This window comes from Kitasatospora sp. NPDC059577, assembly GCF_042735475.1.
GTDB lineage: Bacteria > Actinomycetota > Actinomycetes > Streptomycetales > Streptomycetaceae > Kitasatospora.
In genome coordinates this window covers 11,600-22,812 of sequence record NZ_JBHWBZ010000042.1, presented here as the reverse complement: position 1 = coordinate 22,812, position 11,213 = coordinate 11,600, and the positions used below count along the sequence as shown (strand labels likewise).

Genomic DNA, 11,213 nt, shown 5'->3' with positions numbered 1-11,213 from the left:
GCGCCCGCCGCCCCGCCCTCCCGCCCGCCCCCCGCCGCGGGCCCCCCCGCCCCGCCGGCCGGGCCCCCGCCGGCCTCGCCCGCCCCCCCCCGGGCCGTTTCACGTACGCCGGTTCTCCTGCGCCGAGCTCCGGTGTACGCCCTCCCGGTGGGAGGGGGAGCGGTCAGTCGTGCCCGCGCGTGAGGAGGGGATGCCTTCCCTCCCTCAGCGCGAGTCGCTGCCCGCCGTCTCGATGGCGGCGCGGCCTGCCTCCAGGCGCGCCACCGGGATCCGGAAGGGGGAGCAGGAGACGTAGTCCAGCCCCACCTCGTGGAAGAAGTGGACCGACTCCGGGTCGCCGCCGTGCTCGCCGCAGACGCCGAGCTTGAGGTCGGGGCGGGTGGCCCGGCCGGCCTCGACGGCGTGCTTGACCAGCGAGCCGACGCCGTCGCGGTCGATGGTCTCGAACGGGGAGACCCCGAAGATGCCCTTCTCCAGGTAGGCGGTGAAGAACGAGGCCTCCACGTCGTCCCGGGAGAAGCCCCAGACCGTCTGGGTCAGGTCGTTGGTGCCGAAGGAGAAGAACTCGGCGGCCTCGGCGATCTGCCCGGCGGTCACCGCGGCGCGCGGCAGCTCGATCATGGTGCCGAGCTTGATGTCCAGCTGGACGCCGGTGGACTGGGCGACCTCGGCGAGCACGCGCTCGCACTCGTCGCGGACCAGCTCCAGCTCCTGGACGGTGCCGACCAGCGGGATCATCACCTCGGGACGCGGGTCCCCGCCGGCCAGCCTGCGCTCGGCGGCGGCCTCGGCGATGGCCCGGACCTGCATGCCGAACAGGCCGGGGATGACCAGGCCGAGGCGGACGCCGCGCAGGCCGAGCATCGGGTTCTGCTCGTGCAGCTTGTGCACCGCCTGGAGCAGGCGCAGGTCGTTCTCGTTCGGGTCCTTGCGGGCCTCGGCGAGGGCGACGCGCACCGACAGCTCGGTGATGTCCGGCAGGAACTCGTGCAGCGGCGGGTCGAGCAGGCGCACGGTGACCGGCAGCCCGTCCATCGCCTGGAAGAGCTCCAGGAAGTCGCCCTTCTGCAGCGGCAGCAGGGTGGAGAGGGCGAGCTCGCGGTCCTTGTCGTTGTCCGCGAGGATCAGGTGCTCGACCTCCTTGCGGCGCTCCTCACCGAGGAACATGTGCTCGGTGCGGCACAGGCCGATGCCCTGGGCGCCGTAGCGGCGGGCGCGCGAGCCGTCCTCGGCGTTGTCGGCGTTGGCGCGCACGGCCAGGCGGCGACGGCCGTCGGCGTGCGACATCAGCCGGTGGACGGCCTGGACCAGTCCGCCCTGGACGTCGGCGCCGGCGTGCAGGGTGCCCTCGAAGTACTCGACCACGGGGGACGGCAGGACGGGCACCTCGTCGAGGTAGACCTTGCCGGAGGCGCCGTCGATGGAGACGACGTCGCCCTCGTGGATCACCAGGCCGTCGGCGGTGGTGAACTTGCGGCCCTTGGTGTCGACCTCCAGCTCCTCGGCGCCGCAGACACAGGTCTTGCCCATGCCGCGGGCGACGACGGCGGCGTGCGAGGTCTTGCCGCCGCGCGAGGTGAGGATGCCCTCGGCGGCGATCATGCCGTCCAGGTCGTCCGGGTTGGTCTCGCGGCGGACCAGGATGACCTTCTCGCCGGAGCGGGACCACTTGACGGCGGTGTACGAGTCGAAGACGACCTTGCCGATCGCGGCGCCCGGCGAGGCGGCGAGGCCCCAGGCGATCTGCTTGGACTCGGCGGTCGGGGCGAAGCGCGGGAACATCAGCTGGGCCAGCTGGCCGCCGGTGACCCGCATGAGGGCCTCGTCCAGGTCGATCAGGCCCTGGTCGACGAGCTGGACGGCGATCCGGAAGGCGGCGGCGGCGGTGCGCTTGCCGACGCGGGTCTGCAGCATCCAGAGCTTGCCGCGCTCGATGGTGAACTCGATGTCGCAGAGGTCGCGGTAGTGGTTCTCGAGCTTCTGCATGATCGCCATCAGCTCGTCGTACGACTTCTTGTCGAGCTTCTCCAGCTCGGACAGCTGCAGCGTGTTGCGGATGCCGGCGACGACGTCCTCGCCCTGGGCGTTGGACAGGTAGTCGCCGTAGACGCCCTGGGCACCGGTGGAGGGGTCGCGGGTGAAGGCGACGCCGGTGCCGGAGTCCTCGCCGAGGTTGCCGAAGACCATGGTGCAGACGTTGACCGCGGTGCCGAGGTCGTTCGGGATGCGCTCCTGGCGGCGGTACAGCCGGGCGCGGTCACCGTTCCAGGAGTGGAAGACCGCGTGGATGGCGAGGTCCATCTGCTCGCGCGGGTCCTGCGGGAAGGCCCGTCCGGTCTCCCGCTCGACGATGCCCTTGAACACCTCGACCAGTTCCCGGAGGTCGGAAGCGTCCAGGTCCAGGTCGTTGACGGTGCCCTTGGCGTGCTTGGCCTCGTCCAGGGCCTCCTCGAACAGCTCGCCGTCGACGCCCAGCACGGTCTTGCCGAACATCTGGACCAGGCGGCGGTAGGAGTCCCAGGCGAAGCGCTCGTTGCCGGACTGGGCGACGAGGCCGGTCACCGAGGCGTCGGAGAGGCCGATGTTCAGGACGGTGTCCATCATGCCGGGCATGGAGAACTTCGCGCCGGAGCGCACCGAGACCAGGAGGGGGTTGTCGGCCTGGCCGAGCTTCTTGCCCATCTCCAGTTCGAGGGCGTCCAGGTGGGCGCTGATCTCCTCGTGGAGGGAGGTGGGCTCGCTGCCCGTCTCCAGGAAGACCTTGCAGGCCTCGGTGGTGATGGTGAATCCCGGGGGAACGGGGAGGCCCAGGTTGGTCATCTCGGCCAGGTTCGCGCCCTTGCCGCCAAGAAGATCCTTGAGGTCCTTGTTTCCTTCGGTGAAGGAGTAAACAAACTTCTGCTGGGACGGCACGGGTCGGTCTCCTCGTACGCGGTTGCCCTGACGCCGGAGAACATACCCATTTCGAAGGCACTTCTCTGCCCTGAATAGGCCACCCGAGGCCGGTACCGAGAGGTAACCCGCTAGATCGAATGCACATAAAGGCGTTCACCTCTGTTGGTGAAATCGTCCGCCTGACGCTAGCAAGCGTTCAACTCTTGAACGCAACGAACCCGAAGATCACACGATCCGGACGCTGGGTAGCGACCGTGGGTCGGTCGCGTTGCCCCGGCTTGATTTCCTGCAGCCGGATCGCCCGATCCCCGGCCGGCCGGCTTCGGGAAGCGATTCACGGCCGACCTGTCCATTTCGTCCACTGACCCGGCATCAGCCACTGCGGCGTGTGGCAAGCGTCACCAGCGTGTCTCGCCGGTCGAACGTAGACCACCTCCGCCGATCGTCGCACAGTGTCCAGAAACGTGCTCGTTCCGTGACATCCGGACGCCGAAAAGGAGCCCTCCTGTCCAGAATGGACAAGAGGGCTGGGACCTAGTGGCAGTCGGCCCGATCAGGCCGACTTCGACGGTCCGTACAGATCATCCGCCAGACGTGTCCGATTCGGCGTCCACGCCCGGGCGGGCGCAGTCGTACGGATCGTCCAACCAGCCCTCCGGCAGGACCACCCGGCCGTTGCCGCTGGTGCGCCCGCGCGGGCCGTCCGCGCCGTCCGGCCAGCCCTGGGACTGCTCCACCTCGGACAGGGTCGTGGCCAGTTCGGCCAACGAGGAGGAGCCGGCGAGCCGCACCCGCAGCTCGGAACCGACCGAGAAGCCCTTGGTGTACCAGGCGACGTGCTTGCGGAAGTCGATCACGCCGCGCGCCTCGTCGCCGATCCACTCGCCGAGCAGCTGCGCGTGGCGCACCATCGCCCGCGCCACGTAGCCGAAGTCCGGGCGGGCGTGGTCGACGTCGCCCTCGAAGATCGCGACCAGGTCCTTGAACAGCCACGGCCGGCCCAGGCAGCCGCGGCCCACCACGACGCCGTCGCAACCGGTCTCGCGCATCATCCGCAACGCGTCGTCCGCCGACCAGATGTCCCCGTTGCCCAGCACCGGCACGTGCGCCGGGACGGACTCGCGCAGCCGGGCGATCGCCGACCAGTCCGCCGTCCCGCCGTAGTGCTGGGCGGCGGTGCGCCCGTGCAGGGCGATCGCGGCCACGCCCTCCTCGGCGCCGATCCGGCCGGCGTCCAGATAGGTGAGGTGGTCGTCGTCGATGCCCTTGCGCATCTTCATGGTCACCGGCAGGTCGCCCGCGTTGGCGACGGCCTCGCGCAGGATCTCCCGCAGCAGGTTGCGCTTGTACGGCAGCGCCGAGCCGCCGCCCTTGCGGGTCACCTTCGGGACCGGGCAGCCGAAGTTGAGGTCGATGTGGTCGGCCAGGCCCTCGTCCGCGATCATCCGGGCGGCCTTGCCGACGGTCACCGGGTCCACCCCGTACAGCTGGATCGAGCGCGGCTTCTCGCTCGGGTCGAACTTGATCAGCTGCATGGTCTTGGCGTTGCGCTCGACCAGCGCCCGGGTGGTGATCATCTCCGAGACGTACAGGCCCTTGCCGCCGCTCTGCTCCCGGCAGAGGGTGCGGAAGGGCGCGTTCGTGATGCCGGCCATCGGCGCCAGCACGACGGGCGGCCACACCCGGATCGGGCCGATGTCGAGCGGCGCGAACTCGGTGTCGGACGCGGTGGGTGCGGACGTGGCTGTCATGCGCGGCTGACCTCGGGTCGGGGGGACGGGACTCTCCATTGTCCCCCACCCGGGTGAGCGGCCCGCGCGACGGCCGCCGGCACCACCGGCGGACGATGCCGTGGCCGGTGGTGCCGGCCGCCATGCCCGGTGGAGCCGGCCGACCGTCGGCGCTACGACGGGTCGATGGTGATCGACCCCGAGGTGGCCGTGGCGTGGATGCGGTTCGGGCTGTCGGAGTCCGCCAGCTCCGGGTCGATCCGGCCGGTGCCCGACCCGACGTCGCTGGAGAAGGCGTAGCGGCTGTTCCTCGGCAGGGTCATTGTCACCGAACCGGAGGTGGCCCTGGTCTCCACCTGCTGCGGGGCCTTGGTGAAGGCCAGCTCCATCGCCCCCGAGGTGGTCTCCGCGTCGACCCGCCGCGCGCTCAGGTCCTCGCCCCGGATCAGCCCGGAGGTGGCGTGTGCCGTCACGTCCCCGGAGGTGCCGACCAGCAGCAGCTCGCCGGAGCCGAGCTCCACGTCCACGTTCCCGCTCAGCCCCTCCACCCGGACCGAGCCGGAGCCCACCGACCCCGACACCTCGGTCGCCTCCGGCACCTCCACCTCGATCTCGGCGCCGCAGCCGAAGTCCACGACCGGCAGGACCGACCGGCAGCGCACACCGACGGTGAGGAGGCCGTCGACGACGATGCTCGACACCACCGGCTTGCGCACCGTCCAGTCCAGCCGCTGGCCGATCACCACGTGGTCCGCCCGCCCGGCCCGCACCTTGACCGAGGCGCTCCCCGTCTCCAGCTTCAGCCGGTGGACCGGCACGTCGTACGACCGGCTGCCGGTCGACTGCTGCTGCGCCACGACCGACCAGGTCTGCACCCCGGCGCCGAGCACGACCAGCACGGCCGCGAGCGTCCCGGTGACCCGCCAGGCCCTCGCCGCCGCGGCCGTCACCCGACCTCCAGGAAGCGCAGCACCGCCATCACCCGGCGGTGGCTGTCCTCGGCCTGCGGCAGGTCGAGCTTGGTGAAGATCGAGTTGATGTGCTTGGCCACCGCACTGTCGCTGACCACCAGCGAGGCGGCGATCGCGGCGTTGGAACGGCCCTCCGCCATCAGGCCGAGCACGTCCCGCTCGCGCGGGGTCAGCTTCTCCAACGGATCCCGGTGGCGGCGCACCAGCAGCTGCGCGACCACCTCCGGGTCCAGCGCGGTGCCGCCCTCGGCGACCCGCTGCAGCGCGTCCACGAAGTCGTCCACATTGGCCACCCGCTGCTTGAGCAGGTAGCCGACACCGCTGGTGTTGGTCGCCAGCAGGTCGGCGGCGTACCGCTCCTCCACGAACTGGGAGAGCAGCAGGACCGCGGTCTCCGGCCACTGCCGGCGGATCACCATCGCGGCCTTCACCCCCTCGTCGTGGAAGCCCGGCGGCATCCGGACGTCGGCGACCACGACCTTCGGACGGTGCTCCTCGACCGCGGCCAGCAGCTCCACGGCGTCCCCGACGGCGGCCACGACCTCGAAGCCCACCGCCTCCAGGACCTTGACCAGGCCGACCCTCAGCAGGACCGAGTCCTCGGCGATCACAGCGCGCACGGCAACTCCACGGTGATGGTGGTGGGACCCCCGAGGGGGCTGAGAACGGACAACGTGCCGTCGACCGAGGCGGCGCGCTTGCGCAGACCGGTGAGCCCGGTGCCGCGCGAGGCGTCCGCGCCGCCCACCCCGTCGTCGCTGATGACCAGGCGCAGCCGGCCGCCGGCCGTCCGCACCGAGAGGTCGACCCGGTCGGCGCGGGCGTGCTTGGCCACGTTGGTGAGCGCCTCGGACACGGTGAAGTAGGCGACCGCCTCGACGGTGGGGGCGACCGGCTCGGAGAGGTCGACGTCCAGGCGCACCGGCAGCGGGGCGCGGGCCGCGACGCCGGACAGCGCCGCGTCCAGGCCGCGGTCCTCCAGGACCGCCGGGTGCAGGCCGCGGACCAGGTCGCGCAGTTCGTCGATGGCCGCCTGGGCCTCCTCGTGCGCCTCCACGATCACCTGCATGACCTCCGGCGGGACGTCCTTGAGGGTGCGCCGGGCCAGACCCAGGTTCATCGCCAGCGAGGTGAGGCGCTGCTGCGCGCCGTCGTGCAGGTCCCGCTCGATCCGGCGGCGCTCGGCGTCCACCGCGTCGACCAGCCCGGCCCGGCTCTCGGCGATCTCCTCGACCCGCCGCTCCAGCGTCTCCGCCCGGTCGGGACCCAGCAGCTGCCGCGCCGTCCACACCTCCAGGTGGGCCGCCGCCGTCGTCGCCCAGGGCAGCGCGACCAGCAGCAGCACGCCGACGGCGGTGAGCCCGACGTCCAGCCCGGCCAGGTCCGAGCGCAGCGCGGTGCCGGGCGGCATCAGCCAGATCCAGGCGTACAGGGTGGTCAGCACCAGGGCGGCGCCCCAGGCGTACAGCAGCGCCGCCGCGCCCAGTGCCAGCAGCGGGCCGGCCAGGAGATGGTGCAGGAGCTGGCGCCAGGTCATTCCCAGCAGCCAGGCCCGGATCCGGGCCGGCGGTCGCAGCGGCGGGATCTCCACCCCGTACAGGGCGCGCAGCCGGCCGCGCTGGAGGGCGGTCAGCGGGCGGGTGCAGAGCAGGACGGCGCCGAGCAGCGGAAAGAGCAGTCCGGAGTCGGTGACGACCAGCCAGACCGGCACGGCCGACGGTATTCCGGCGGCTATGAAGCGGACGTCCCGCCAGGTCCCGGGCGACCACGGTGGACGCCGGAGGCTCCTGACGAGCGCTCGGCGCAACGTGGTGGAGGGCATGGCCGACAGCGTAGGGCCCGGTGATCATCGGTCGCCATGAAGGGGGGTGCCCGGTGGGGGTGTAGCTGGCTACACCCCCGATTCGGGGTGGAGCACCACCGACAGGAAGGGGTCGTCGGCGGAAGGCTTGGAGGCATGACGAGGACCGCATCGCACTCCGCCACTCCGCCGCACGGACGGCGCCTCCCCGGGAACCACGGGGGTGTTCCCGGGGGCGCGCTCCGCCCGGCGTCGGAGCCGGAGGGTGCGCTGTCGGCCGGCGCCGGCCCCTGGTCGGTCCGCAGCGTCCGGCCCGACCGCGGCCGGGCCGCGCTGGAGCTCTACCAGCACGGCGAGTTGACCGACGTCCTGGTCAGCGCCCGGCTCACCCCGCAGCTGCTGCGCGGGGCACGGCGCAGCCCGTCCGGCGGGCGGTCCCGGCACGTGCTCGCCTGGGGCCGGCTGGCGGGCGACGGCACGGCGCCCTCGGTGGTGTTCACCGGGCGGCGGGTGTTCCGGCCGGTGTGGGCCGCGGCCGAGGTGGTCACGGTGGCCGGTCGGTTCTGGCTCGCCTGGGCCGAGGGGCCGTTCGACGCGGTGCTGGTCGAGCACCCGGCGGGCCGGGCCGCCGAACGGCTGCCGCTGGAGCGGGTGCGCGAGCGGACGCGGGGTCAGAAGCCGGCCCGGGGACTGGAACACGGCCGGGGGAACGGCCAGGGGAACGGCCGGGAGCACCGGGCCGGGGGTGCGGCATGAGCACCGCCGTCCTCTCCGCCCGATCCGTCCGCTCCGCCCCCTCGTCCGCCCTGCCCGAGCGCTTCGCCCGGGTGCCCGTCATGGCCGCGGCCGCCCTGCTGCCCTGGCTGACGATCCTCGCCGTCTGCCACGAGACCCCGTGGGTCGTGCTCGACCTGGTGGAGTTCTCCGCCCTGCTCTCGCTGGACGCGCTGCTGCGCCGCCGCAACCCCGCCGCGCTCTGGGCGGGCGCGGCGGTGGCCCTGCTGCTCACCGCGGACGCGCTGGCCGACATCGCCTGCGCCGGGCCGGGACACGCGGTGCTCGCCGCGCTGGTCATGGCGGGCGGCGTCGAACTGCCGCTCGCGGTGGTGTGCCTGCTGCTCGGGCGGGACGCGGCCGCCCGGGCCTGAGCGGCCGTCGGCTCAGGCCGCCGTCGGCAGCCGGTCCATCAGTGCGCGGGTCCCGTCGTCCAGCGGGGTGTAGGTGATCATCCGGGTGCCCAGCCCGGGACTGAGCCAGAAGTTGGTGTACTCGCAGCTCAACAGCCCGACACCGGGCACCTGGAAGCGCTTGATGCCGTTGCCCGGCCGCATCACGTCGTGCCGCTGCCAGAGCTCCGCGAAGTCCGGCGAGGCCTTGAGCACCCGGGCCAGCAGCGCCTTCCAGGCCGGCTCCGAGCTGTGGTCGGCCATCGCCGAGCGGAACCGCGCCACCATCCCGAGGCGTTCGGTGCGGTAGTCGACCAGCACCTCGCGGAACCGCGAGGGCGTGAACGCCATCCACATCAGGTTCCGGTCCTCCGGCGGCATCGCGGCGAGGTCGCCGACGATCCCGGTGTACTGCGCGTTGTACGCCAGCACGTCGTAACGGGAGTTGACCACCAGGGCCGGGTACGGCGCCATCTGCTCCAGCACCTGCCGCACGCTCGGCGTCACGGAGGGGCACTCCCGCACCGGCGCCGGATCGTCCGCGCCGGCCAGGGTGAACAGGTGCGCGCGCTCGCTCGGGTCCAGCAGCAGCGCCCGGGACACCGCGTCCAGCACCTGGGCGGACACCTGGATGTCCCGTCCCTGCTCCAGCCACGTGTACCAGGTCACCCCGACCACGGCGAGCTGCGCGACCTCCTCCCGGCGCAGCCCCGGCGTACGGCGGCGGCCGGTCAGCGGCAGGCCCACCTGCTCGGGCGCGATCCGCTCGCGACGGCTGCGCAGGAACGCGGCCAGCTCGTGCCGACGGGCGTCACCCGCGCCGACCGGGCGCGGCCCGGTGGCCGCCGGCCTGCCGGGGGCCGGTGTGGTCGAGGCCGTACGGGCTTGCGCGGCGGGGGTCATCAGACTCATGCTCCCCAGCATGCGGCACCCGGCAGCCTGTTGCCAGGTACTTCTTATACCTGGATAACCACACTCTGGTACCAGGGTACGGAGCGGCGGATCGTATGACCCGTGACCCAACAACTCGCCGTCGCCCCCACCGCGCACCGCACCGCCACCACCCCCGGCACCACGGCCCGCCGCACCCCCTCGCCGGGCACCCCCGCCGCGGACACCCCGACCCTCGGCACCGCCGGGCTGGTCACCGTCCTGCTCGGGGCCTTCCTGCCGATGCTCGACTTCTTCATCGTCAACGTCGCCCTGCCCACCATCGACAAGGACCTGGCCGCCGGGCCCGCCGTCCTCGAACTGGTCGCCGCCGGCTACGGCATCGCCTTCGCCGTCCTGCTCGTCCTCGGCGGCCGCCTCGGCGACATCTTCGGCCGCCGCCGGCTCTTCGTCGTCGGCGCCGCCGCCTTCGCCCTCACCTCGCTCGCCTGCGGCCTCGCCCCCGACGCGTGGTCCCTGGTCGCCGCCCGGGCCGCCCAGGGCGCCTCGGCCGCGCTGCTCATCCCGCAGGTGCTCGGCACCATCACCGCCGCCACCGACGGCGCCCGGCGCGGCCGCGCGCTCAGCGTGTACGGCGCGGTCGGCGGAATCTCCGTGGTGATCGGGCAGGTGCTCGGCGGAATGCTGGTCGCCGCCGACCTGTTCGGCACCGGCTGGCGTTCGGTGTTCCTCCTCAACGTGCCGTTCGCGCTGCTCGCCGTGGTGCTCGCGGTCCGCTACGTCCCCGAGAGCAAGGCCGCCCGGGCCGCCCGGGTCGACGTGCCCGGCACCGTCCTGCTCACCGCCACCCTGCTCGCCCTGCTCATCCCGCTGATGGAGGGCCGGGCCGCCGGCTGGCCGCTCTGGTCCTGGGTGCTGCTCGGCCTGTTCCCCGTCCTCGCCGTCTCCTTCGCCCTGGTCGAGCGGCGAGCCGAGCGGCGCGGGGACACCCCGCTGGTGCCGCCGACCCTGCTGCGCATCCCGGAGATGCGGCACGGCCTCGGCATCGCACTCCCCTACTTCGCGGGCTTCGGCGGCTTCATGTTCGTCATCGCGGTCGCCCTCCAGCAGGGTCTGAAGCTCGGCCCGGTCGCAGCCGGCTGGGCGCTCGTCCCGATGGCCGTCGGCTACTTCAGCGCCTCGCTCGCCGGGCCGCGCCTGATCGGCCGCTGGGGCAGCCGGGTGCTCAGCGCCGGCGCCGTCATCCAGGCCGCCGGCCTCGCCACCCTCGCCGTGACCGTCCTCGCCGACTGGGCGCACTTCTCCCCGCTGCGGATGGCCCCGGGGGTCGCCCTCGCCGGCATCGGACAGGGCCTGATCGGCACCCCGCTGTTCCGGGTCGTCCTCTCCAAGGTGCCCGCCGCCCGGGCCGGCGTCGGCAGCGGCGTCCTCGCCACCGGCCAGCAGTCCAGCCTCGCCCTCGGCGTCGCCACCCTCGGCACCCTGTACCTGTCGCTCTCCCCCAGCCTCGGCATGGGCCGCGCGCTCGCCCTCTGCCTCGGCATCCAGCTCCTCGGCTCGTTCACCATCCTCTACCTGACCACCCGGCTCCCCCGCTCCATCGGCTGACCCCCAGGGCCTCCGGGCCCCGGGCGGCGGCGGAGGGGGCCCCCCCCGCCCCCCCGGGCCGGGGGCGGGGGGGGGGCCCCCCCCCCCGCGCCGGGGGGGCCCCCCTGGCGGGGTAAAGACCGCCACCGCACCTGGTGGCCGCGCGATTCTC

At 73.1% G+C, this 11,213-nt stretch carries 9 protein-coding genes; 3 read left to right on the top strand and 6 right to left on the bottom strand.

Annotated features, from left to right (window positions below; genetic code table 11):
• Positions 1–204: 204 nt before the first annotated feature.
• The 5 genes from ppdK to ACFV0O_RS27395 all read right to left on the bottom strand — a co-directional run bounded on the left by ppdK (position 205) and on the right by ACFV0O_RS27395 (position 7,418).
• Complete coding sequence (ppdK, locus tag ACFV0O_RS27415; RefSeq protein ID WP_380346236.1) at positions 205–2,913, bottom strand: pyruvate, phosphate dikinase; 2,709 nt, start codon at positions 2,911–2,913, stop codon at positions 205–207.
• 563 nt (positions 2,914–3,476) lie between these two features.
• Positions 3,477–4,646 carry a tRNA dihydrouridine synthase DusB gene (gene dusB / locus ACFV0O_RS27410; protein WP_380346234.1) on the bottom strand — a complete coding sequence of 390 codons (1,170 nt, stop codon included), beginning with the start codon at positions 4,644–4,646 and terminating at the stop codon, positions 3,477–3,479.
• Positions 4,647–4,798: 152 nt separating this feature from the next.
• Positions 4,799–5,575, bottom strand: a complete 777-nt coding sequence (locus ACFV0O_RS27405; protein ID WP_380346232.1) for a DUF4097 family beta strand repeat-containing protein — start codon at positions 5,573–5,575, stop codon at positions 4,799–4,801.
• Positions 5,572–6,216, bottom strand: a complete 645-nt coding sequence (locus ACFV0O_RS27400) for a response regulator transcription factor (protein WP_360248815.1) — start codon at positions 6,214–6,216, stop codon at positions 5,572–5,574. Before ACFV0O_RS27400 ends, ACFV0O_RS27405 begins: the two co-directional genes overlap by 4 nt.
• Entirely contained in the window at positions 6,204–7,418 is a 1,215-nt protein-coding gene (locus ACFV0O_RS27395) for a histidine kinase (protein WP_380346230.1), read from the bottom strand. The genes ACFV0O_RS27400 and ACFV0O_RS27395 overlap by 13 nt, the downstream gene beginning before the upstream one ends.
• A 135-nt stretch (positions 7,419–7,553) precedes the next feature.
• Between ACFV0O_RS27395 and ACFV0O_RS27390 the strand changes: the two genes are divergently transcribed.
• The gene (locus ACFV0O_RS27390; protein ID WP_380346228.1) at positions 7,554–8,153 is read left to right on the top strand and encodes a hypothetical protein; all 600 of its coding nucleotides are present in this window, start codon (positions 7,554–7,556) and stop codon (positions 8,151–8,153) included.
• Positions 8,150–8,545 carry a hypothetical protein gene (locus ACFV0O_RS27385; protein WP_380346226.1) on the top strand — a complete coding sequence of 132 codons (396 nt, stop codon included), beginning with the start codon at positions 8,150–8,152 and terminating at the stop codon, positions 8,543–8,545. The genes ACFV0O_RS27390 and ACFV0O_RS27385 overlap by 4 nt, the downstream gene beginning before the upstream one ends.
• Positions 8,546–8,557: 12 nt before the next feature.
• Here ACFV0O_RS27385 and ACFV0O_RS27380 read toward each other — a convergent pair whose 3' ends face one another.
• Positions 8,558–9,466 carry a helix-turn-helix transcriptional regulator gene (locus ACFV0O_RS27380; protein WP_380346308.1) on the bottom strand — a complete coding sequence of 303 codons (909 nt, stop codon included), beginning with the start codon at positions 9,464–9,466 and terminating at the stop codon, positions 8,558–8,560.
• A gap of 111 nt (positions 9,467–9,577) precedes the next feature.
• On the opposite strand from ACFV0O_RS27380, the gene ACFV0O_RS27375 reads away from it, so the two are divergent.
• Complete coding sequence (locus ACFV0O_RS27375) at positions 9,578–11,062, top strand: MFS transporter (RefSeq protein ID WP_380346225.1); 1,485 nt, start codon at positions 9,578–9,580, stop codon at positions 11,060–11,062.
• The last annotated feature ends 151 nt before the right edge of the window (positions 11,063–11,213 follow it).